Here is a 22,515-nt window from a genome sequence, read left to right on the forward strand (position 1 = left end):
GCCGGGTGACACCGACAAGAACTGTCAGGCCGCGGCGGCCTTGAGGTCCTGGGCGCGGTCGGTGTTCTCCCACAGCAGGTCGGGCAGCTCCCGGCCGAAGTGGCCGTACGCGGCGGTCTGCTGGTAGATCGGGCGCATCAGGTCCAGGTCCCGAATGATCGCGGCGGGGCGCAGGTCGAAGACCTCCTTGATCGCCTTCTCGATCCGGTCGACCGGCACGTTCTCCGTGCCGAACGTCTCGACGAACAGGCTCACCGGGTGGGCCTTGCCGATCGCGTACGCCACCTGGGTCTCGCACCGCTCGGCCAGGCCCGCGGCCACCACGTTCTTGGCCACCCAGCGCATCGCGTACGCCGCGGAACGGTCCACCTTGGACGGGTCCTTGCCGGAGAACGCGCCGCCGCCGTGGCGGGCGTACCCGCCGTACGTGTCCACGATGATCTTGCGGCCGGTCAGGCCCGCGTCGCCCATCGGGCCGCCGATCTCGAAGCGGCCGGTCGGGTTCACCAGCAGCCGGTAGCCGTCGGTGTCCAGCCCCAGGCCCTCCAGCTCGGGCGCGATGACGTGCTCGCGCACGTCCGGCGTGAGCAGCGACTCCAGGGAGATGTCCGCGGCGTGCTGCGACGACACGACGACCGTGTCGAGGCGCACCGGGCGCAGACCGTCGTACTCGATCGTGACCTGGGTCTTGCCGTCGGGGCGCAGGTACGGGATCGTGCCGTCCTTGCGGGCCGCGGACAGCCGCCGGGCGAGCCGGTGCGCGAGGGCGATCGGCAGCGGCATCAGTTCGGGCGTCTCGGAGCACGCGAAGCCGAACATCATGCCCTGGTCGCCGGCGCCCTGCGCGTCGAGCACGTGCTCGGAGTCGCCCTTGCGCAGCTCGATCGCCGAGTCGACCCCCTGGGCGATGTCGGGCGACTGGGCGCCGATGGAGACGCTGACGCCGCACGACGCGCCGTCGAAGCCCTTCTTCGACGAGTCGTAGCCGATGCCCAGGATCGTGTCGCGCACGATCGTCGGGATGTCGGCGTACGCCTGAGTGGTGACCTCGCCGGCGACGTGCACCTGACCGGTGGTGATGAGCGTTTCCACCGCCACGCGGCTGCGGGGGTCCTGCCGCAGCAGGGCGTCGAGAATACCGTCGCTGATCTGGTCAGCGATCTTGTCCGGGTGGCCTTCCGTGACCGACTCGGAGGTGAACAGGCGGCGTGCCACGGTGCTCCTCAGCTTGGTCGAATAGTTCGTTGCGCGGAAGTGTAGTCACCGCCGCAGGGAGTTCGTCATGCTGTCCCATCGTCGGCGAGCTGGGGATGCAGGCGTGCGAGCACCGCGTCCCATATCGCATCCGACACATCGTCTTTCGGTAGTTCGCCGAGCTCGGCAAGGCTTTCGTCGGCGCCGACGAGGGTGACCGTGTTCGACTCGGCGCCGAAGACGCGATCGATTCCCACCTCGTTAACGACGATCAGGTCGGCGCGTTTCCTGGCGAGCTTGGTGCGCGCGTTCGCCAGCGCGTCGTGGGTCTCCGCGGCGAACGCCACGAGCACCTGGCCCGGGCGTTTCATAGCGCCCAGTTCGGCCGCGATGTCCGGGTTGGTGACCAGTTCGATCGTCGGCGGCGTACCCGAGTCGGTTTTCTTGATCTTGCGATCCGCGACCGTGGCGGGCCGGAAGTCCGCGGGCGCGGCGGCCATCACCACCGCGTCGGCCCCGGCCGCCGCCTCCAGTACGGCCTTGCGCAGCTCCTCGGTCGTGCCGACCTCGACCAGGTCGGCGCCGGCGGGGGTGGGCAGCGCGACGTTCGCCGCGATGAGCGTCACACGCGCGCCACGGGCCACCGCGGTACGCGCCAGCGCGTAGCCCTGCTTGCCGGAGGAACGGTTGCCCAGGAAGCGGACCGGGTCCAGAGGTTCCCGGGTGCCGCCGGCGGTGACCACCACGTGGCGCCCGGCCAGATCGGGCCGCACCCGCCGCAGCGCACGCCGGGCGATCGCGAAGATCTCCTCCGGCTCCGGGAGCCGGCCCTTGCCCGTGTCGGCGCCGGTGAGCCGGCCCACCGCGGGCTCGATCACCACGGCGCCGCGCGAGCGCAGGATCGCCACGTTGGCGACGGTCGCCGGGTTCTCCCACATCTCGGTGTGCATGGCGGGGGCGTACACGACCGGGCAGGTGGCGGTGAGCAGCGTGTTGGTGAGCAGGTCGTCCGCGATGCCGTGGGCGGCCTTGGCGAGCAGGTCCGCGGTGGCGGGGGCGACCACGACCAGTTCGGCGTGCCGGCCGATGCGCACGTGCGGCACCTCGTGGGCGTCGTCCCACACCTCGGTGGTGGCCGGGCGGCCGGACAAAGCCGCCCAGGTGGGGGCGCCGACGAACTTGAGCGCGGACGCGGTGGGCACCACCCGCACCCCGTGCCCGGACTCGGTGAACAGCCGCAGCAGCTCACACGCCTTGTACGCGGCGATGCCACCGCAGACGCCGAGCACGACCTCGGTCATGGTCTCTCCCCCGGAGAAATGACAAAACCCGCGCCCCGGGGCGGGACGCGGGTCCATGGAGCCGGGCGCCCGTCGAACGGCCGGCACCCGGCGGCCGGGTCAGGGCTGGTCGGTGGCCTCGGCCGTGAGCAGGCCGGCGTTGATCTCCCGGAGGGCGATCGAGAGGGGCTTCTCCTGGGGGGTGGTCTCCACCAGCGGGCCCACGTACTCCAGCAGACCCTCGCCGAGCTGGCTGTAGTAGGCGTTGACCTGGCGGGCGCGCTTGGCCGCGAAGATCACCAGCGAGTACTTCGAGGAGGTCTTGTCGAGCAGCTCGTCGATCGGCGGGTTGGTGATGCCTTCGGGGTTGGCGATGGTTGCCACGGTGGTGAAATCCTCAGTGTCGGGAGCTGAGTGGTCAGACCCCTGGGCTTATCAGGCCTCGGGGGCTTGAGCAGGCGTCAGGAATGACGAACCGAGCAATCCTACCAGTTCGTCCGCAGCGCGCTCGACGAAGTCGTTGACCACCGTTCGGTCGAATTCGGTCTCCGCCGCCAGTTCCTCGTCGGCGTGAGCCAGCCGGCGCTTGATCGTCTCTTCGTCGTCCGTCCCCCGGCCGATCAGCCGACGCCGCAGCTCCTCGACGCTGGGCGGAGCCAGGAACACCAGTTGCGCGTCCGACATCGCGGCGCGAACCTGCCGGGCACCCTGCAGGTCGATCTTCAGCAGGACCGGGCGGCCCTGGGCGAGCCAGCCCTCCACCTGCGCCCGCGGGGTGCCGTAGAGGTTGCCCGCGAACTCGGCCCACTCGAGTAGTTGATCGCCGTCGATCAGGCGCTGGAACTCCGAACGGGTGACGAAGTGATAGTGCTCACCGTCGGTCTCGTAGTCGCGCTTCTTGCGGGTCGTCACGGAGACGGACAGCTTGATCCATGGCGAACGCGCCCGGATCAGCTCGATCACGCTGTCCTTTCCGACCCCGGAGGGGCCGGAAAGGACGGTGAGTCGGGCTGCCGGGCGCGCTTCGTCATCCATGCTCACGGCTCATTCCTACACGAGCCGTCGAGTCAGTTCGCAGCGAACTCCCCCAGGAGGGCCTTGCGCTGCTGCTCGCCGAGGCCACGAAGGCGACGGCTGTCGGCGATCTTGAGCTTCTCCATGATCTGGGTGGCTCGGATCTTGCCGATGCCCGGCAGCGCCTGCAGCACGGCCGAGACCTTCAGCTTGCCGACGACGTCGTCGCCCTCGGCCCGCTCGAGCACGGCGGCGAGGGTGGTCTTGCCAGACTTGAGCTGTTCCTTGAGCTCGGCCCGGGCCTTGCGAATCTCCGCGGCCTTCTCCAGCGCGGCTGCACGCTGCTCGGGGCTCAGTGACGGGAGCGGCACCAGTTCTCCTCAGGTCCCTATGCGGCGGTACTCCAATACCGGCGCTTCTGTGAAACGTGGTGTGCCAGGGAACCAAAGGGGCATGTGGTTCCCGGCGCCGGGAAAACTAGCGGTCAACGACGGTTTCGGCAACGTGGGGGTACCCCCCGACCGGTTCGGGCGCGGCCTGCTAAGCAGCCGGTTTCACCCGAGCGCGGCCCGGCAATCGGCCACCGCGCGCTGCGCCGCGGCCCGCAACTCGACCACGGAGGGTCCCGCCGCGAGCACTTCCCGCGAGTACGACGGCAGCACGTTCCGCACGCTTGCACCGAAGACGGAACGGAGGTCCGCGGGCGTCGCGCCCTGCGCTCCGAGGCCCGGAGCGAGCAGCGGGCCGTTCACCTTGGACAGGTCGTGGCCGGTCTCGCCGATCGTCGCGCCGACCACCAGCCCGACGCTGCCGAGCGGATCCGCACCCGCGTTGACCTGGGAAATCTCGTCGATGACGGTTTGCGCGACCGTCCTGCCGTCCGCGGCGACGGCGTGCTGGACGGCCGGTCCCTCCGGGTTGGACGTCAGCGCCAGGACGAAGACTCCGGCACCGTGAGCGGCCGCGAGCTCGAATGCCGGCTGCAACGAACCCACCCCAAGGTAGGGACTCACAGTAATCGCGTCCGCACTCAGCGGACTCGCCGGATCGAGGTACGCGGCGGCGTACGCGGCCATCGTCGAGCCGATGTCGCCCCGCTTCACGTCGAGCAGGACGAGCGCGCCGGCCTCCCGGGACTGTCGGATAGTTGACTCAAGAATCGCGACTCCACGTGACCCAAATCTCTCGAAGAACGCCGACTGCGGCTTCAGAACGGCGACCCGATCGGCCAGTGCGTCGACCACCGTACGGGCGAAGCGTTCCAGGCCGGCGACGTCGTCCGGGAGCCCCCAACGGTCGAGCAGACCGGGATGCGGATCGATGCCCACGCACAGCGGACCACGCTGCGCGACCGCCCGGTGCAACCGGGCTCCGAAGGTCTCCATCGGGTCGAGTCCCCTTCTGTCAGGTAGCTGCCACCGACGCGGCGATCGCCGCGGTAATGCGGGCGACATCGTCGTCGTCCGTCACGTACGGGGGCATGGTGTAGATCAGGTCCCGGAACGGGCGCAGCCACACGCCCGCCGCCACGGCAGCCGCGGTGGCCTTCGCGACGTCGACCTCGTGGTCGAGCTGCACCACGCCGATCGCGCCGCGTACCCGCACGTCGGCGACCCCGGCGGCGCCGCGCAGCGGCTCCAGGCCGGCCGCGAGGCCCGACTCGATGCGCCGGACCGCACCGGCCCAGTCCGTGGCCTCCAGCAGCCCGAGAGAGGCGTTCGCCACCGCGCACGCCAGCGGGTTGCCCATGAACGTGGGCCCGTGCGCCAGGCCGCCGCCCTCGCCCGCCGAGACCGCCGCCGCGACCTCGGTGGTGCACAACGTCGCCGCCAGGCTCAGGTAGCCGCCGGTGAGTGCCTTGCCCAGGCACAGGATGTCCGGGCTCACCCCGGCGTGGTCGGCCGCGAACAACGTCCCGGTACGCCCGAAGCCGGTCGCGATCTCGTCGAAGATCAGCAGAATGCCGTGCGCCCGGGTGGCCTCGCGCAGCACCCGCAGGTACTCGGGATGGTGGAAACGCATGCCGCCCGCGCCCTGCACCAGCGGCTCGACGATGACCGCGGCCAGTTCCCCGGCGTGCCGTGCGATGGTCGCGGTCAGCTCCGCGGCGTACCCGGGGTCGAACTCGGCCGGTGGCGGACCGGCGAACACCTGCCGGGGCAGCACGCCGGTCCAGAGCTGGTGCATGCCGCCGTCCGGGTCGCAGACGCTCATCGGGTGGAACGTGTCGCCGTGGTAGCCGCCGCGCCAGGTGGCCAGCCGGTGCCGGCCCGGGCCGTGCACCGCCCGCTGCGCCTGCAGCGCCATCTTGACGGCCACCTCGACCCCCACGGAGCCGGAGTCGCACAGGAAGACGTGCTCCAGGCCCTCGGGGGTCAGCTCGACCAGGGTGGCGGCCAGTTCGACCGCCGGGGCGTGGGTGAGCCCGCCGAACATCACGTGGCTCATCCGGCCGCTCTGCTCGGCCAGCGCCGCGTCCAGCACCGGATGCCGGTAGCCGTGGATGGCGGCCCACCACGACGACATGCCGTCGACCAGTTCCCGGCCGTCGGCCAGCCGCAGGCGCACCCCGGCCGCACTGTCCACCACGTACGGGTCGGAACGCCCCGGCATCGGCCCGTACGGATGCCAGACGTGCGCCCGGTCGAGCCGCAGCAGCCGCGCCGGATCCGGCCCGTCCCCGGCGGCGGCCAGGCCAATCACGGCCGGGCCCGATCCCCGGCCGCGGCGGCACCCCGGGCGACCGCGCGGACCAGGCCCGGGCCGCGGTACACGAACCCGGAATACAGCTGCACCAGCGACGCCCCGGCGTCGAACAGGCGTGCCGCGTCATCCGCGTCGAGGATGCCGCCCACCCCGATGATCGGCAGGGTTCCGCCGGTCTCGTTGTGCACGAACTGCACGACCTTCCGCGCCCGCTCGGTGAGCGGCCGCCCGGACAGCCCGCCCGCCTGGCCGGCCATCGGCTGGTCGGCCGCGGCCAGCCCGTCACGGGCGAGCGTGGTGTTCGTGGCGATCACCCCGGAGGTGCCGGTGGACACGCAGACCTCCAGCACCTCGGCGATCGCGGAGTCGGTGAGATCGGGGGCGATCTTCACCAGCACCGGGGTCTTGCCGACCAGCGCGCCGAGCAGCCTCGCCAGCGCGGCCCGGTCCTGCAGCGCCCGCAGCCCCGGGGTGTTGGGCGAGGACACGTTGACCGCGATGTAGTCCGCGTACGGGCGGAGCAGGTTGTACGAGGTCAGGTAGTCATCGACGGCCTCGTCGAGCGGGGTGACCTTGGACTTGCCCAGCGAGATGCCCAGCGGCACCGGCAGCGGGCCGAGGTTCGCCAGCCGCTGCGCGAGCGCGGCTGCCCCGGCGTTGTTGAAGCCCATCCGGTTGATGATCGCCTCGCTGTCGCGCAGCCGGAACAGCCGCGGCCGGTCGTTGCCCGGCTGGGCGTGCGCGGTCACCGTGCCCACCTCGACGAAACCGAACCCGAGCGCGGGCCACGCGGGCAGCGCGACCCCGTTCTTGTCCATCCCCGCGGCCAGCCCCACCGGGTTCGGGAAACGCACCCCGAACACCTCGGCCGGGGCGCTGACCGCGTACCGGCGGCGCAGCATCGCCAGGCTGCGCGGCTGTCCACTCAGGGCGGCCAGCCGCCGCAGCGTGAACTCGTGCGCCGCCTCGGGGTCACCGCTGCCGAGGCGGAACAGGACCGGCCGTACCAGTCGCTCGAAAGCGCTCACCCAGCGCTCCGCAGGCTCGCGTGCAGCTCCTGCAGAGGACGGACGGTCATGTCGCCGCGCATCAGCGCCTCGATGCCCATCACCGCGGCGGCCACGCCGGGCACCGTGGTGATGCTCGGGATGTCCGCGACCACGGCCGCGCTGCGGATCTCGTACCCGTCGGCCCGGGCGCTCGCGCCGGAACCCTGCGGGGTGTTGATGACCAGCGCGATCTCCCCGGCGAGGATCAGCTCGACCGCGTTCTTGCCCGGGCTCTCGAAGTGCTTGGGCACGATCTCGCACTCGATGCCGTGGCGCCGCAGCACCTCGCCCGTGCCGGTGGTGCTGACGATCGTGAAGCCCAGGTCCGCGAGGCGCTTCACCGGGAAGATCATCGAGCGCTTGTCCCGGTTGGCGACGGAGACGAACACCTTGCCGCTGGTCGGCAGCGAACCGTACGCGGCGGCCTGGCTCTTGGCGAACGCGGGGCCGAAGCCCGGGTCGATGCCCATCACCTCGCCGGTCGACTTCATCTCCGGGCCGAGCAGGCTGTCCACGCCGTGGCCGGCGGGTGTGCGGAACCGCTTGAACGGCAGCACCGCCTCCTTGACCGCGATCGGCGCCCCGGGCGGGGTGTCGCCGCCGTCCCCGTCGGACAGCAGCACCCCTTCCGCGCGCAGCTGCGCGATCGTGGCGCCCAGCATGATCCGGGCGGCGGCCTTGGCCAGCGGCACCGCGGTCGCCTTCGAGACGAACGGCACCGTACGCGAGGCGCGCGGGTTGGCCTCCAGCACGTAGAGGGCGTCGTCCTTGAGCGCGTACTGGACGTTGAGCAGGCCGCGCACGCCGACGCCGCGGGCGATCGCCTCGGTGTAGCGGCGCACCTCGGCCAGGTGCGCCCCGGCCAGGGTCACCGGCGGCAGCGAGCACGACGAGTCGCCGGAGTGGATGCCGGCCTCCTCGATGTGCTCCATCACGCCGCCCAGGTACACCTCGCCGGTGGCGTCGCAGAGCGCGTCCACGTCGATCTCGATGGCGTCGTCGAGGAACCGGTCCACCAGCACCGGATGGTCCGGCGAGATCTCCGTGGCCCGTTCGATGTACGCGGCCAGCGTCGGCTCGTCGTACACGATCTCCATGCCGCGGCCGCCGAGCACGTACGACGGCCGCACCAGCACGGGGTAGCCGATCGTGTCCGCGATCGCCTTGGCCTGCCCGAAGCTGGTGGCCGTGCCATGCTCGGGTGCGCGCAGCCCGGCCGCGGCCAGGACCTCGCCGAACTCGCCACGGTCCTCGGCCAGGTCGATCGACTCCGGGGAGGTGCCCACGATGGGCACCCCGGCCGCCTTGAGCCGGCGTGCCAGCCCGAGCGGGGTCTGCCCGCCGAGCTGCACGACCACCCCGACCACGCCGGGCCCGCCCGCCGCCTTGCCGGACGCGTCCTCGGCGTGCACGACCTCCAGGACGTCCTCGAACGTCAGCGGCTCGAAGTACAGCCGGTCCGCGGTGTCGTAGTCCGTGGAGACCGTCTCCGGGTTGCAGTTGACCATGACGGTCTCGTACTCGCCCTTGAGGGCCTGGACGGCATGCACGCACGAGTAGTCGAACTCGATGCCCTGCCCGATCCGGTTCGGCCCCGACCCCAGGATGAGGACCTTGGGCCGGTCCGACGGCGCCACCTCGGTCTCCTCGTCATACGACGAGTAGTGGTACGGCGTGTTCGCCGCGAACTCGGCCGCACACGTGTCCACGGTCTTGTACACCGGGCGTACGCCGAGCCGGTGGCGCAGCGTGCGGACCCCGTCCTCGCCCGCGAGCTCGGGGCGCAGCGCGGCGAGCTGGCGGTCGGACAGCCCGCATCGCTTGGCCCGGCGCAGCAGGTCCTCGTCGAGCACCGCGGCGGCCAGGATCTCGGCGCGCAGCTCCACCAGCGCCGCGATCTCCTCCAGGAACCACGGGTCGATGCGGCCGCTGGCCTCGTGCACCTGCGAGACCGTGGCGCCCAGCCGCAGGGCCCGCTCCACGGTGTACAGCCGCCCGTCGTGCGGGACCTTCAACGCGGCGAGCGTCTCGTCGAGCGAGTCCGTCGGGTCGGGGACGGTCCAGAATCCGGCGGCCTTGGTCTCCATCGAGCGCATGGCCTTGTTCAGCGCCTCGGCGAAGTTGCGGCCCAGGCTCATCGCCTCGCCCACGGACTTCATCGTGGTGGTCAGCTCCGGGTCGGCGACCGGGAACTTCTCGAACGCGAACCGGGGAATCTTCACCACGACGTAGTCGAGCGCCGGCTCGAACGCGGCCGGGGTCTTCAGCGTGATGTCGTTCGGGATCTCGTCCAGGGTGTAGCCGATGGCGAGCTTGGCGGCGATCTTCGCGATCGGGAAGCCGGTGGCCTTCGACGCCAGCGCGGACGAGCGGGACACGCGCGGGTTCATCTCGATGACGACCAGGCGGCCGTTGTCCGGGTTGATCGCGAACTGGATGTTGCAGCCGCCGGTGTCCACGCCGACCTCACGCAGCACCGCGATGCCCAGGTCACGCAGCCGCTGGTACTCCCGGTCGGTCAGGGTCATGGCCGGGGCCACGGTGACGCTGTCGCCAGTGTGCACGCCCATCGGGTCGATGTTCTCGATCGAGCACACGACCACGACGTTGTCGTGCTTGTCGCGCATCAGTTCGAGCTCGTACTCCTTCCAGCCGAGCACGCTCTCCTCGATGAGCACCTCGTGCACCGGGGAGGCGGCCAGCCCGGCGCCCGCGATGCGTTCCAGGTCCTCGTCGGTGTGCGCCATGCCGGAACCCAGCCCACCCATGGTGAACGACGGCCGGATGACCACCGGCAGGCCGAGCTCGGCCACGGTCGCGCGGACTTCGTCCATCGAGTGGCACACCCGCGAGCGCGGGGTCTCGCCACCCGCCTTCGCGACGATGTCCTTGAAGATCTGCCGGTCCTCGCCGCGGCGGATCGCGTCGATGTCGGCGCCGATCAGCTCGACGCCGTACTTGTCGAGCACGCCGCTCTCATGCAGCGCGACCGCGGTGTTCAGGGCGGTCTGGCCGCCCAGCGTGGGCAGGATCGCGTCGGGGCGCTCGCGGGCGATGACCAGCTCCACGAACTCGGGCGTGATCGGTTCGACGTACGTGGCGTCGGCGAACTCCGGGTCCGTCATGATCGTGGCGGGGTTGGAGTTCACCAGCGAGACCCGCAGGCCCTCGGCGCGCAGCACCCGGCACGCCTGGGTGCCGGAGTAGTCGAACTCGCAGGCCTGGCCGATGACGATCGGTCCGGAGCCGATCACCATGACATGCTTCAGATCCGTACGCTTCGGCATCAGGCAGCCCTCTTCTCGACGAGCTCGACGAAGCGGTCGAACAGGTAGTCCGCGTCGTGGGGACCGGCCGCCGCCTCGGGGTGGTACTGGACGGTGAACGCGGGCACATCGAGCGCCCGCAGCCCTTCGACCACGTTGTCGTTGAGGCACACGTGACTGACTTCGACCCGGCCGAACTCGGTGCCGACGACCGTGTCGAGCGGAGCGTCGACGGCGAAGCCGTGGTTGTGGCTGGTCACCTCGACCTTGCCGGTGGTGCGGTCCAGCACGGGCTGGTTGATGCCGCGGTGGCCGTACCCGAGCTTGTAGGTGCCGAAGCCGAGCGCGCGGCCGAGGATCTGGCTGCCGAAGCAGATGCCGAACAGCGGGATGCGGCGGCGCATCACCTCCTGCGCCAGCGCGACCGGGTGGTCGGCGGTGGCGGGGTCGCCGGGGCCGGGTGAGAAGAACACCGCGTCCGGGTTGACCGCGAGCAGGTCGTCCAGGGTGGACGACGACGGCAGCACGTGGGTGGTGACCCCGCGCTCGGCCAGCCGCCGGGACACGTTGCGCTTGATGCCCAGATCCAGCGCGGCGATCGTGTACCGGTGCTGGCCCACCGCCTCGATCGTGTACGGCTTCGGCGTGCTCACCTGCGCGGAGAGGTCCGCGCCCACCATGCCGGGTGCCTGCTGGACCTTGGCCAGCAGCGCCTGCGGGTCGGTGTCCATGCTGGACACACCGACGCGCATGGCGCCGCGCTCGCGCAGGTGCCGGGTCAGCGCCCGGGTGTCGATGCCGCTGATGCCGACCACCCCCTCGGCGGCCAGCCGCTCGCCCAGGTCGCCGGTGGCACGCCAGTTCGACGGGCGGCGCGACGGGTCACGGACCACGTAGCCGGACACCCAGATCCGGTCCGACTCGTCGTCCTCGGCGTTGACGCCGGTGTTGCCGATCTGCGGTGCGGTCTGCACCACGACCTGCCGGTGGTACGACGGGTCCGTCAAGGTCTCCTGATAGCCGGTCATGCCGGTGGTGAAGACCGCCTCGCCGAAGGTCTCACCGACCGCTCCGTACGCCTCACCGGCGAACGTGCGGCCGTCCTCGAGCACGAGGATCGCAGGGGTGCGTGTCACTTGGTCGCCTTCCCGTCCAGGACTGTCGGCTCTCCCCGAAGGAAGGTCGCGACGATGCGACCCGGCAGGGTGGTGCCCGCGTACGGTGTGTTGCGGCTGCGGCTCGCCAGCCCGGCCGGGTCGACGACCCGGCGGGCGGACGGGTCCACCAGCGTGAGGTTGGCCGGCGTACCGGCCGTGAGGTCGCCGCCGTGCCCGGTCAGCCCGGCGATCCGGGCCGGGGCGCGCGACATCCGCTCGGCGATGAGATCCCACTGCTCCCCGAGGACGGACAGCACCACCGGCAGCGCGGTTTCCAGGCCGACCATGCCGGGGCGGGCGTACGCCCACTCGCACTCCTTGTCCTCCACGGCGTGCGGGGCGTGGTCGGTGGCGACGATGTCGATCGTGCCGTCGACCAGCGCGGCGCGCAGCGCCTCGACGTCGGCGGCGGTACGCAGCGGCGGGTTCACCTTGTACACCGGGTCGTAGCTGGCGGCCAGCTCGTCGGTGAGCAACAGGTGGTGCGGGGTCACCTCGGCGGTGACCCGGACGCCGCGGGCCTTGGCCTGGCGCAGCACCTCGACGCTGCCCGCGGTGGAGACGTGGCAGACGTGCAGGCGGCTGCCGACGTGCTCGGCCAGCAGCACGTCGCGGGCGATGATCGCCTCCTCGGCGACCGCGGGCCAGCCGGTCAGGCCGAGCCGGGTGGAGACCTCGCCCTCGTGCATCTGCGCGCCCTCGGTGAGCCGGGGCTCCTCGGCGTGCTGGGCGATCACCCCGCCGAACGCCTTCACGTACTCCAGGGCGCGGCGCATCAGACGCGGGTCGGCGACGCAGAAGCCGTCGTCGGAGAAGATCCGCACCCGGGCCGCGGAGTCGGCCATCGCGCCCAGCTCGGCGAGCTGCTTGCCGGCCAGCCCGACCGTGACCGCGCCGATCGGCTGCACGTCCACCAGCCCGGCCTCGTGGCCGAGCCGCCACACCTGCTCGACCACTCCCGCGGTGTCCGCGACCGGGGAGGTGTTGGCCATCGCGCAGACCGCGGTGTAGCCGCCCAGCGCCGCGGCCCGCGAGCCGGTCTCGACCGTCTCGGCGTCCTCGCGGCCCGGCTCGCGCAGGTGGGTGTGCAGGTCGACCAGGCCGGGCAGGGCGACCAGCCCGGCGGCCTCGATCACCTCGGCGCCCGCGGGGTCGCCGTCGGCGATCACGCCGTCGCGGATCAGCAGGTCGCGCGGCTCACCGCCGAGCACCCGGACGCTTTTGATCAGGTACGCCGCCGACATCATTTGCCTCCGAGGAGCAGGTAGAGAACGGCCATCCGGACGCTGACGCCGTTGGTGACCTGTTCGACGATCGTGGAGCGGGGCGAGTCGGCCACCGCCGGGGTGATCTCCATGCCGCGGTTCATCGGCCCGGGGTGCATGACGATCGCGTGCTCTCCGAGCCGGTGCATGCGTGCGGCGTCCAGGCCGTACCGGCGGGAGTACTCCCGGGCCGAAGGGAAGAACGAGTCCTGCATCCGCTCGGTCTGCACCCGCAGCATCATCACCACGTCCGCGGTGGGCAGCACCGCGTCCAGGTCGTACGAGACCTCGGTGCCGGGAGCCAGCGCCGCCGCGATGTCCAGCGGGATCAGCGTGGGCGGGCCGACCAGGGTGACCTTGGCGCCGAGCGTCGACAGCAGCAGCGTGTTGGACCGGGCCACCCGGCTGTGCAGCACGTCGCCGACGATCACCACGTGCAGCCCGGCGAGGCGGCCGAGGCGCGCCCGCATCGTGTACGCGTCCAGCAGCGCCTGCGTCGGGTGCTCGTGGGTGCCGTCGCCCGCGTTGACCACCGAGCCGTCGATCCAGTTGGCGAGCCGGTGCGGGGCGCCCGAGGCGGAGTGCCGGATGACGACCGCGTCCGCGCCCATGGCCTGCAACGTCAGCGCGGTGTCCTTGAGGCTCTCGCCCTTGCTGACGCTGGAGCCCTTGGCGGAGAAGTTGATGACGTCCGCGGACAGGCGCTTGGCGGCGGCCTCGAACGAGATCCGGGTCCTGGTGGAGTCCTCGTAGAACAGGTTGACCACGGTGCGCCCGCGCAGCGTGGGCAGCTTCTTCACTTCGCGGCCGGCCAGCGCGGCCATCTCCGCCGCGGTGTCCAGGATCAGGGTGGCGGTGGCGGCGTCCAGATCGGCCGCCGAGCGCAGGTGCTTGATCATTTGTCACCTCCGGTCAGCCGGACCTCGTCCGTACCGTCGTCGGTCTCGGCCAGCGACACGCGCACGCTCTCGGACCGGGCGGTGGGGATGTTCTTGCCGACGTAGTCGGCGCGGATCGGCAGCTCCCGGTGGCCGCGGTCGACCAGCACCGCGAGCTGCACCGAGCTGGGCCGGCCGACGTCGCTGAGCGCATCCAGCGCGGCCCGGACCGTACGCCCGGAGAAGAGCACGTCGTCGACCAGGATGACCCGGCGCCCGTCGAGCCCGCCGGGCGGAAGCTCGGTCTTGCCGAGCGCCCGGGTGGCCTGCAGCCGCAGGTCGTCGCGATACAGCGTGATGTCGAGCGAGCCGACCGGGACGTCGACGTCCTCGAAGGCGTGGATCCGGGCGGCGAGGCGGCGGGCCAGCGGGACGCCGCGGGTCGGGATGCCGAGCAGGACCGTGCCGGTCGCACCGGAGGTCTTCTCGAGGATCTGATGGGCGATCCGATCCACCACCCGGTGGAGATCCGCCTCGGACAGAATGATCTTGGTGTCGGCGCGTGGGTGTGCCACGGCTGACCTCCTTCCCCGCCTCACGGGACGGGTCGTTAAAGGACGTCTGGCGGGAAACCCCCTGGCAGGGGTCAACCCAATGGCTGTCGACACGTTACCAGTGAACGCTGCGTGCAGGATGGTGACGTGCCCTACCCGTCGCGGAAAGGGGCTAAAGTGGTCAAGTTACGCGACTCCCGCGTCTCATCGGTAACCGGCACTTGACCAGGGGTCGCAAACTCCGTACCGTCACGCTGCGTAGCGATCCGCGGGGGAAGAACCCCCCGCGCCAGCACAGCACTGGGAGTGACCGTATGCCGTCTGAGTACGCCAAGTCGTTGGGCGCCCGCCTGCGCTCCATCCGCCAGCAGCAGGGCCTGTCTCTGCAGGGCGTGGAAGAGAAGTCGAACGGCCGGTGGAAGGCCGTCGTGGTGGGCTCGTACGAGCGCGGCGACCGTGCGGTCACCGTGTCCCGTCTGGCCGAGCTCGCCGACTTCTACCGCGTCCCCGTGTCGGAGCTGCTGCCCGACGGCAGCGGGGTCCGGCTCGAAGCCACCAACAAGATCGTTCTCGACCTCGAGAAGCTGTACGACACCACCAACGAGGACCTCGCCTACGTGGCGCGCTACGCCCGGGCGATCCAGCAGCAGCGCGGTGACTACAACGGGCGGGTGCTGTCCATCCGCGCCGACGACCTGCGCGCGCTGGCCATCGTCTACGACATCTCGCCGTCCGGCCTCATCGAGCGCCTGACCGAGCAGGGCGTCCTGGTCGCCGACCCGCGGGCCTTCTTCGCCTCCTGATCACCAGAAATCAGCGGCCGAGCCCACATCGCCACCCGGCGGTGTGGGCTTCGCCGTGTCCGCGACCCACGGCGCTCCCGCAGGCCGGTCGAGCACGGCGGTGACCGCGCGCATCGACTCCCGGCCTGGCGGCGCAGGCCATCGGGCGGCCCGGCGCGCAGCAGCGCAGACGCCGACGGCCCGGACCGTGATGGTCCGGGCCGTCGGGCGTCGACGGGTCAGCGGCTCGCGAACTCGGCGATCCGGCCCAGCAGGCCGTTGAGGAATCGCGGGCTGTCATCGGTGGACATCTGCTTCGCCAGCTCGACCGCCTCGGTGATCGCGACCGGGTCGTCGATCTCGGGCACGTAGAGCAGCTCGTACACCGCGATGCGGGCCAGATTGCGGTCCACGACCGGCATCCGGGGCAGCGTCCAGCCCTCGGCGTAGCTCGCGATCAGCTCGTCGATCCGGTCCAGATGCGTCGCCACGCCCTCGACCAGCCCGATCGTGTACTCGAGGTGATCCGGGCGGGGCTGCACGATCCGCTCCAGGTAGCCCGCAAGCACCTTACGCGGCGGCAGATCTCGCAGGTCGGCCTCGTAGAGCACGTCCAGCGCCCGCTTGCGCGCCTTCCGGCGCGCGGGCATCTGCAGCTTGGGGGCCTCGGGCATCAGCTGCGGCCGAGGTAACGGCCGTCGCGCGTGTCGACCTTGATCTTCTCACCGGTGGAGATGAACAGCGGCACCTGCACGGTGGCGCCGGTCTCCACGGTCGCCGGCTTGGTGCCGCCCGTGGAGCGGTCACCCTGCAGGCCCGGCTCGGTGTACGTCACCTCGAGGAAGACGCTGGTGGGCAGCTCGATGTACAGCGGCACGCCCTCGTGGGTCGCCACGGTCGCCTCGGCCTCGGGCAGCAGGTAATTCGCCGCCTCACCCACGGTGCCACCGGGCACGTGGATCTGGTCGAACGTGCCCAGGTCCATGAAGACGAAGTCGTCGCCGTCCTGGTACAGATACTGCATCGTGCGCTTGTCGACCGTGGCCGTCTCGACCTTGGTCCCCGCGTTGAAGGTCTTGTCGACCACCTTGCCGGACAGCACGTTCTTGAGCGTCGTGCGCACGAACGCACCGCCCTTGCCCGGCTTGACGTGCTGGAACTCGACGACGGCCCAGAGCTCGCCGTCGAGGTTGAGCACGAGGCCGTTCTTCAGGTCGTTCGTAGTCGCCATGTCCTGCCTTGATCTTGACGCGATGAAGTGACCCGAAAAGTTTACCGGCGCGGCGTGTCACCCGACGAATCGGGCCTCCGCGCGATGTGCTGCAACGCCAGCTTGTAGCCGTCGACCCCCAGCCCGGCGATGACGCCCGTGGCCACCGCCGAGACCACCGAGTGGTGCCGGAACTCCTCCCGGGCGTGGATGTTGGAGATGTGCACCTCGACCAGGGGGGCCCGCAGCAACGCGCAGGCGTCGCGAACCGCGTACGAATAATGTGACCACGCCCCGGGGTTGAGCACCACCGGGGCCTGCTCGTCGGCGGCGGCGTGCAGCCAGGCCAGCATCTCGTGCTCCGCGTCGGTCTGCCGGACCTGCACCGCCAGGCCCAGCTCCGCCCCGGCGGACTCGCACATCGCCACGAGATCCGCGTACGAGGTCAGCCCGTAGACGTCGACCTGCCGGGTGCCCAGCCGCCCCAGGTTCGGCCCGTTGAGCACGTACACCCGCCTCATGCGGACACCGCCTCGTACGCCCGGGCCAGCAGCGCGTCGTCCGGACCGGCCAGGGTGCCGGGCTTGGCCAGGCCGTCGAGCACCACGAAACGCAGCGTGTCGGCCCGGGTCTTCTTGTCCACCCGCATCCCGGCCAGCAACTCCGGCCAGGCGTCCCCCGGGTACGACGTGGGCAGCCCCAACAGCTCCAGCGCCGCGCGGTGGCGGGCGGCGGTGGCGTCGTCCAGCCGCCCGGCGAGGCGGGACAGCTCGGCCGCGAAGACCAGCCCGACCGCCACGGCGTGCCCGTGCCGCCACCGGTACGCCTCCCGCTTCTCGATCGCGTGGCCCAGCGTGTGCCCGTAGTTCAGGATCTCCCGCAGCCCGGACTCGCGCAGGTCCGCGCTCACCACCTCGGCCTTGACCCGGATCGCGCGTTCGATCAGCTCCCGGACGACCGGGCCGTGCGGGTCGGTGGCCGCGGCGGGATCGGCCTCGACCGCGTCGAGGATCGCGGGGTCGGCGATGAAGCCGCACTTGACCACCTCGGCCAGCCCGGCGACCAGGTCGCCGCCCGGCAGGGTGTCGAGCATGTCGAGGTCGCACAGCACCCCGGCGGGTGGATGGAACGCGCCCACGAGGTTCTTGCCCGCGGCGACGTTGATGCCGGTCTTACCGCCCACGGCCGCGTCGACCATGCCGAGCAGCGAGGTGGACCAGGGCACCCAGCGCACTCCGCGCAGCCAGCTCGCGGCGACGAAACCGGCGAGGTCGGTGACCGCACCGCCGCCCACGCCGACGACCGCATCGGTACGGGTGAACCCGGCCTCGCCGAGCGCGTCCCAGCAGGACGCGGCGACCTGGACGGTCTTGCCCGCCTCGGCGTCGGGCACGGGGAGCAGGGTCGGCCGCAGCCCGGCCGCGGTCAGCTCCTGCGCGAGGTGCGCGGCCTGACTCTGCATCGGCGGTGCATGCAGGACGGCGACGCGGACCGCGCCGTCGAGCAGCGGCGCCAGGGCGGGGGCGAGCCCACGCCCGACCAGCACCTCATACGGTCGGTCACCGGCCACGGGGATTCGGGTCACGTCGTCCATCGACGCCGAGCCTAGTGGGCACGCCGCGGGGTCATGGCGCCACACCCCCTCGGGGGCTGCACCCGCTGGCGCCGCGCATCGAATGGCCGAAGACCGTCTCCGTCGCTGACGATCGCGCGGCGGCAAGCCTCGGATCGCCGTTCGGTGGGGGCTCTATCGGCTGGTCATGGCATCGGCCGGGCCGAAAGTATGAGCTGCAACCGTTAGGAAACCTTCCAGGACCCGGGGGCGCTCCCCCTGACCCCGAATCTTCTTCATGTGACCGGCCGACGTGGGCCGGAACAAACGGGGGAGATTCGTTTTGGGTCGCAAGGTTCGCAAGGTCGTCACGCTGCTGGGTGCGATGCTGGCCGGGACCACCGCGGTGGTCGGCGCGGCCGGGGCGGCGCACGCCGCTCCCGCGTCCTCGGCCAAGCCGAAGGCCAAGCAGCAGTGCGTCACCGGCGACAAGCTCGTCCCCACCTGCGGAGTCCTGTGGGGCGCCGCCGCGGGCGGCTTCACCTCCGCCCCCCGCGACGCCGAACTGAAGAAGTGGGAGGCCCTGTCCGGCCGGACCGCGTCGATCTTCCACACCTACCACAAGGGCGACGAAGCCTTCCCCACCCAGAGCGAGATCGCGATGACCACCGACCCCGCCCACCCCCGCGCGCTGCTGGTCAACTGGAAGATCGCCTACGGCTCCACCTGGGCCAAGGTCGCCAAGGGCGAGCAGGACAAGCGGATCGACGCGTTCGCGAAGCGGATCAAAACCAGCTACCCGCAGAAGTTTTTCCTGGTGCTCAACCACGAACCGGAGAACGACGTCATCGCCCGCAAGGGCTCCGGCATGGAAGCCAAGGACTTCGCCGCCATGTACCGCCACACCATCACCCGGCTCAAAGCGCAGGGTGTGACCAACGCGGTCAACGTGCTCGCCTACATGGGTAACGAGAAGTGGATGGCCCAGTCCTGGTGGAAGGACCTCTACCCCGGCGACGACGTCGTCGACTGGATCGGCCTGGACTCCTACGTGTCCGCGGAGAAGGGCTACTACCACTACGGCCAGTTCGCCGACCTGCTCGACCGCAAAGCGTCGACCGGTAAGGGACTGGGCTGGTACGACTGGGCCGTCACCAACCACCCCAGCAAGCCGATCATGATCGCCGAGTGGGGTGTCTACCACCGCATCGGCCACCCCGTCGACAAGAGCGCCGGCTACAACAGCGTCCTGCCGGAGCTGGCCAAGCGCCCCGGGATCAAGGCCATCGTCTACTTCGACACCAAGCACGACGACCAAGGCGACCGCGACATCAGCATCGACAGCACACCGGGCAACCTCGCCGCGTTCAAGAAGCTCGCCGCCAACCCCCTCTTCAACGTCAAAATCGCCTGACAAACAACAGCGCATTCCACGAGCCGCCCGGCGACACACCGGGCGGCTCGTGCCGTGCTACTCAGCTGCCGAGCTCTCCGGCCAGCAACTCCGCGATCTCCTGCGGGGTACGGCCGTCCGTCGCAATCGTGTGCGTGGCCACGGACTCGTACAGCGGGCGGCGCTGATCCATCAGGTACCTGAGGGTCGCCCGCGGGTTGACGCTCAGCATGGGACGCCCGGCGCCCAGGCCGACGCGCTTGACGGCATCGCTCAACTCGACCGACAGGTACGCGACCACGTGCCCTGCCAAGGCCGCACGGGTGTCCGCGTTCATGATCGCGCCGCCGCCGAGGGCGAGCACCCCGTCGAAGTCCGCGAGCGCGTCCGCCACCGTGACCCGCTCCAGCGCCCGGAACGCGGGCTCGCCGTCCTCGACGAAGATGTCCGGGATCGGTTTGCCTGCCCGTTCCTCGATCTGCGCGTCCGTGTCCGCGAACGGCACGTCGAGCAGGGCGGCCAGCGCGTGGCCGACCGTGGACTTGCCGGCGCCGGGCGGCCCGACCAGCACGCAGACCGGCGCCATCAGCGGATCAGCAGGCTGTCGAGGTAGCCGGCCAGGTTGCGGCGGATCTCGGTGACGGAGTCGCCGCCGAACTTCTCCGTGGCCGCCTCGGCGAGCACCAGCGCCACCATCGCCTCCGCGACCACCGCACCGGCGGGCACCGCGCAGACGTCGGAACGCTGGTTGATGGCCGTGGCAGGCTCGCCGGTGGAGACGTCGACGGTCTGCAGCGCGCGGTTCAGCGAGGAGATCGGCTTCATGGCCGCCCGGACCCGCAGGTATTCACCGTTGGTGATGCCGCCTTCGAGGCCACCGGCCCGGTCGGTGACCCGCCGCACCCCCTCGGGCGTGGGGATGATCTCGTCGTGCGCCACCGAGCCGCGCGAACGGGCCTGAGTGAAGCCGTCGCCGATCTCGACGCCCTTGACGGACTGGATCGACATCAGCGCCGTCGCGAGCCGCGCATCCAGCTTGCGGTCCCACTGGACGTGCGAGCCGAGGCCCGGCGGCACCCCGTACGCGAGCACCTCGACGATGCCGCCGAGCGTGTCGGCGTCCTTCTTGGCCGCGTCCACCTCGGCGACCATGCGGACGCTGGCCTCGGGGTCGAGGCAGCGCAACGGGTCCGCGTCTACGCGCTCGGCGTCCTCGGGCGCCGGGATCACCCCGGGCTTGGCCGCCACGGAACCCAGCTCGACGACGTGCGAGACGATCTGCACCCCGATAGCCTGCCGGACCATCGCCTTGGCGACCGCGCCGACCGCGACCCGTGCCGCGGTCTCGCGGGCGCTGGCGCGCTCCAGGATCGGCCGGGCGTCGGCGTGCCCGTACTTCTGCATGCCTGCCAGGTCGGCGTGGCCGGGGCGGGGACGGGTCAACGGGGCGTTGCGGGCCTGCGCGGCCAGCTCCACCGGATCGACCGGGTCGGCGGCCATCACGGTCCGCCACTTGGGCCACTCGGAATTGCCCACCCGGATCGCGACCGGGCTGCCCAGCGTGACGCCGTGCCGGAGCCCGCCGACGATCTCCACCTCGTCCTGCTCGAACGCCATCCGCGCGCCGCGGCCGTAGCCGAGGCGGCGGCGAGCAAGATCGCGACGGATGTCGTCGCTCGTCACCCGCACCCCGGCGGGCACGCCTTCAAGGAGGGCGACGAGCGCGGGGCCATGGGATTCACCTGCGGTCAACCAGCGCAACACGGGTCACAGTCTGGCACGCCGCCCTGGCGCGGCGTACACCCCCCGGGGGCGTCCCGTCCTGCGGAACACCGGCCGATCAAGGACGCGGAGCCGGAGGTACGGTGCGGGCGTGCCCGCATCGTCCACCGAACACCGCTCCGCGCCGCACGGACCGTTGCTGGTGGTGATGCTCGGGCTGATCACCGCGATCGGGCCGTTGTCGCTGGACATGTACCTGCCGGCGTTCCCCGCGATCGCGGCCGACTACGGGGTGCCCGACGCGCAGGTGCAACTCTCGCTCACCACCTGCCTGATCGGGCTGGCCCTCGGGCAGCTCGCCGGAGGCCCGCTCAGCGACCGGTGGGGGCGGCGGCGGCCGATCGTGCTCAGCGTCGCCGCGTACGCGATCTTCTCGCTGTCGTGCGCGCTGGCCCCGGCCGCACCCGTCCTGGTGGCGCTGCGGCTGCTGCAGGGCATGGCGGGCGGGTTCGGCGTCGTGGTGGCCCGCGCGGTGGTGCGTGACCTGTACTCCGGCGTCGAGGCCGCGAAGTTCTTCTCCCGGCTCACCCTGATCTTCGGGGTGGCGCCGATCGCCGCGCCCGCGCTGGGCAGTGCGGTGCTCAAGGTGGCCCCGTGGCCCGGCATCTTCGTCACGCTGGGCGTGATCGCCGCGCTGCTCACCGCGCTCGTGGCGCTGCGGCTGCCGGAGACGCTGCCGCCGCAGCGGCGTGCGGAGGGCGGGTTCGCCGAGACGGCCCGGGCCGCGCGCACGCTGCTCACCGACCGCCAGTACCTCGGCTTCGCCCTCGGGCAGGGGTGCGCGTTCGCGGCGATGTTCGCGTACATCTCGGCGTCGTCGTTCGTCTTCCAGGACGGGTACGGGGTCTCACCGACCGCGTTCAGCCTGCTGTTCGGGCTCAACGCGGCGGGGCTCATCACACTCAGCCAGGCGAACCGGCGGCTGCTGGACCACTTCCCGCCCGCCACGCTGCTGACCGGCGCGCTGGTGACGCAGGCCGTGGCCGCAGTGGCCGTACTGGTCGCGGCGGCGGTGGGCAGCCTGGTCGGGCTCGCTGCCGGGCTCTTCGTGGTGGTCGCGTCGATCGGGGCGGTGATGCCCAACGGGACCGCGCTGGCGCTGGACCGGTACCCGGAGCGGGCCGGGACCGCGGCGGCGCTGCTCGGCGGCATCCAGTCCGTCGTCGCGTCGGTCGCGGCCCCGCTGGCGGGCGTGGGTGACGCGGGGACCGGCGTACCGATGGGTGTGGTGATCGTGGGATTCGCCGTGCTGGCGTTGCTGACCAGGACGCTCGTTGCGCCGCGGCGGCCCGGGGGGCGGCCGGCCGACCTCCGTGATCATCGTGGGCGGCGCACCCGGGGTTGAGCGTCCGCAGGCATCGCCGGGCTTCGGCAGCACCCGGGCCGGGCGGCGTGATCCGGTCTGCCGGTCAGCGCAACGCGGCTGCTCCGCC

General features: G+C 71.4%; 22 protein-coding genes. 3 read left to right on the top strand and 19 right to left on the bottom strand.

The features are described 5' to 3' along the window. Positions 1 to 24: 24 nt before the first annotated feature. The 13 genes from metK to pyrR all read right to left on the bottom strand — a co-directional run bounded on the left by metK (position 25) and on the right by pyrR (position 14,384). Positions 25 to 1,215 carry a methionine adenosyltransferase gene (gene metK, locus ACMCNK_RS10295; protein WP_412736163.1) on the bottom strand — a complete coding sequence of 397 codons (1,191 nt, stop codon included), beginning with the start codon at positions 1,213 to 1,215 and terminating at the stop codon, positions 25 to 27. 65 nt (positions 1,216 to 1,280) lie between these two features. After that, entirely contained in the window at positions 1,281 to 2,495 is a 1,215-nt protein-coding gene (gene coaBC / locus ACMCNK_RS10300; protein ID WP_412736164.1) for a bifunctional phosphopantothenoylcysteine decarboxylase/phosphopantothenate--cysteine ligase CoaBC, read from the bottom strand. Positions 2,496 to 2,594: 99 nt separating this feature from the next. Next, positions 2,595 to 2,858 carry a DNA-directed RNA polymerase subunit omega gene (gene rpoZ, locus ACMCNK_RS10305; RefSeq protein WP_130508105.1) on the bottom strand — a complete coding sequence of 88 codons (264 nt, stop codon included), beginning with the start codon at positions 2,856 to 2,858 and terminating at the stop codon, positions 2,595 to 2,597. Positions 2,859 to 2,909: 51 nt separating this feature from the next. Continuing rightward, complete coding sequence (gene gmk, locus ACMCNK_RS10310; RefSeq protein WP_412736165.1) at positions 2,910 to 3,509, bottom strand: guanylate kinase; 600 nt, start codon at positions 3,507 to 3,509, stop codon at positions 2,910 to 2,912. A 32-nt stretch (positions 3,510 to 3,541) separates the two neighbouring features. Continuing rightward, the gene (mihF, locus tag ACMCNK_RS10315; RefSeq protein ID WP_130508107.1) at positions 3,542 to 3,859 is read right to left on the bottom strand and encodes an integration host factor, actinobacterial type; all 318 of its coding nucleotides are present in this window, start codon (positions 3,857 to 3,859) and stop codon (positions 3,542 to 3,544) included. Between the two features lie 183 nt (positions 3,860 to 4,042). Further along, entirely contained in the window at positions 4,043 to 4,873 is an 831-nt protein-coding gene (gene pyrF, locus ACMCNK_RS10320; protein WP_412736166.1) for an orotidine-5'-phosphate decarboxylase, read from the bottom strand. A gap of 19 nt (positions 4,874 to 4,892) precedes the next feature. Then, positions 4,893 to 6,146, bottom strand: a complete 1,254-nt coding sequence (locus ACMCNK_RS10325; protein WP_412740809.1) for an adenosylmethionine--8-amino-7-oxononanoate transaminase — start codon at positions 6,144 to 6,146, stop codon at positions 4,893 to 4,895. 41 nt (positions 6,147 to 6,187) lie between these two features. Beyond that, on the bottom strand, positions 6,188 to 7,222 hold the full coding sequence (locus tag ACMCNK_RS10330; RefSeq protein ID WP_412736167.1) for a quinone-dependent dihydroorotate dehydrogenase: 1,035 nt from the start codon (positions 7,220 to 7,222) through the stop codon (positions 6,188 to 6,190). Next, complete coding sequence (gene carB, locus ACMCNK_RS10335) at positions 7,219 to 10,530, bottom strand: carbamoyl-phosphate synthase large subunit (RefSeq protein ID WP_412736168.1); 3,312 nt, start codon at positions 10,528 to 10,530, stop codon at positions 7,219 to 7,221. Before carB ends, ACMCNK_RS10330 begins: the two co-directional genes overlap by 4 nt. Beyond that, a complete protein-coding gene (gene carA / locus ACMCNK_RS10340) occupies positions 10,530 to 11,645 on the bottom strand; it encodes a glutamine-hydrolyzing carbamoyl-phosphate synthase small subunit (RefSeq protein ID WP_412736169.1) in 1,116 nt (371 codons plus the stop codon). The genes carB and carA overlap by 1 nt, the downstream gene beginning before the upstream one ends. Then, a complete protein-coding gene (locus tag ACMCNK_RS10345) occupies positions 11,642 to 12,910 on the bottom strand; it encodes a dihydroorotase (protein WP_412736170.1) in 1,269 nt (422 codons plus the stop codon). Before ACMCNK_RS10345 ends, carA begins: the two co-directional genes overlap by 4 nt. Further along, on the bottom strand, positions 12,910 to 13,830 hold the full coding sequence (locus ACMCNK_RS10350; RefSeq protein ID WP_412736171.1) for an aspartate carbamoyltransferase catalytic subunit: 921 nt from the start codon (positions 13,828 to 13,830) through the stop codon (positions 12,910 to 12,912). Before ACMCNK_RS10350 ends, ACMCNK_RS10345 begins: the two co-directional genes overlap by 1 nt. Beyond that, positions 13,827 to 14,384 carry a bifunctional pyr operon transcriptional regulator/uracil phosphoribosyltransferase PyrR gene (pyrR, locus tag ACMCNK_RS10355; protein ID WP_412736172.1) on the bottom strand — a complete coding sequence of 186 codons (558 nt, stop codon included), beginning with the start codon at positions 14,382 to 14,384 and terminating at the stop codon, positions 13,827 to 13,829. Before pyrR ends, ACMCNK_RS10350 begins: the two co-directional genes overlap by 4 nt. Positions 14,385 to 14,677: 293 nt before the next feature. Here pyrR and ACMCNK_RS10360 point away from each other — a divergent pair, with 293 nt between their 5' ends. Then, positions 14,678 to 15,166, top strand: a complete 489-nt coding sequence (locus ACMCNK_RS10360; RefSeq protein ID WP_412736173.1) for a transcriptional regulator — start codon at positions 14,678 to 14,680, stop codon at positions 15,164 to 15,166. Positions 15,167 to 15,384: 218 nt separating this feature from the next. On the opposite strand, the gene nusB is transcribed toward ACMCNK_RS10360, so the two are convergent. The 4 genes from nusB to aroB are packed head-to-tail and all read right to left on the bottom strand — an operon-like array spanning position 15,385 to position 17,949. Then, on the bottom strand, positions 15,385 to 15,795 hold the full coding sequence (nusB, locus tag ACMCNK_RS10365) for a transcription antitermination factor NusB (RefSeq protein ID WP_412740810.1): 411 nt from the start codon (positions 15,793 to 15,795) through the stop codon (positions 15,385 to 15,387). Positions 15,796 to 15,818: 23 nt separating this feature from the next. After that, entirely contained in the window at positions 15,819 to 16,376 is a 558-nt protein-coding gene (gene efp, locus ACMCNK_RS10370) for an elongation factor P (RefSeq protein ID WP_412736174.1), read from the bottom strand. A 41-nt stretch (positions 16,377 to 16,417) separates the two neighbouring features. Next, complete coding sequence (gene aroQ / locus ACMCNK_RS10375) at positions 16,418 to 16,876, bottom strand: type II 3-dehydroquinate dehydratase (RefSeq protein ID WP_412736175.1); 459 nt, start codon at positions 16,874 to 16,876, stop codon at positions 16,418 to 16,420. Continuing rightward, entirely contained in the window at positions 16,873 to 17,949 is a 1,077-nt protein-coding gene (aroB, locus tag ACMCNK_RS10380; protein ID WP_412736176.1) for a 3-dehydroquinate synthase, read from the bottom strand. Before aroB ends, aroQ begins: the two co-directional genes overlap by 4 nt. Before the next feature lie 301 nt (positions 17,950 to 18,250). Between aroB and ACMCNK_RS10385 the strand changes: the two genes are divergently transcribed. Then, positions 18,251 to 19,321 carry a glycoside hydrolase family 26 protein gene (locus tag ACMCNK_RS10385; RefSeq protein WP_412736177.1) on the top strand — a complete coding sequence of 357 codons (1,071 nt, stop codon included), beginning with the start codon at positions 18,251 to 18,253 and terminating at the stop codon, positions 19,319 to 19,321. 61 nt (positions 19,322 to 19,382) lie between these two features. Here ACMCNK_RS10385 and ACMCNK_RS10390 read toward each other — a convergent pair whose 3' ends face one another. Then, positions 19,383 to 19,886 (bottom strand): shikimate kinase, encoded by a 504-nt coding sequence (locus ACMCNK_RS10390; protein WP_412736178.1) that lies wholly within the window; start codon positions 19,884 to 19,886, stop codon positions 19,383 to 19,385. Then, positions 19,886 to 21,064: a chorismate synthase gene (gene aroC / locus ACMCNK_RS10395; protein ID WP_412736179.1), complete on the bottom strand. Its 1,179-nt coding sequence runs from the start codon at positions 21,062 to 21,064 to the stop codon at positions 19,886 to 19,888. The genes ACMCNK_RS10390 and aroC overlap by 1 nt, the downstream gene beginning before the upstream one ends. Before the next feature lie 166 nt (positions 21,065 to 21,230). On the opposite strand from aroC, the gene ACMCNK_RS10400 reads away from it, so the two are divergent. Then, positions 21,231 to 22,427 carry a multidrug effflux MFS transporter gene (locus ACMCNK_RS10400; RefSeq protein WP_412740811.1) on the top strand — a complete coding sequence of 399 codons (1,197 nt, stop codon included), beginning with the start codon at positions 21,231 to 21,233 and terminating at the stop codon, positions 22,425 to 22,427. Positions 22,428 to 22,515 lie beyond the last annotated feature (88 nt).

Origin of the sequence: Krasilnikovia sp. MM14-A1259 (assembly GCF_047159535.1) — a bacterium.
GTDB lineage: Bacteria > Actinomycetota > Actinomycetes > Mycobacteriales > Micromonosporaceae > Actinoplanes.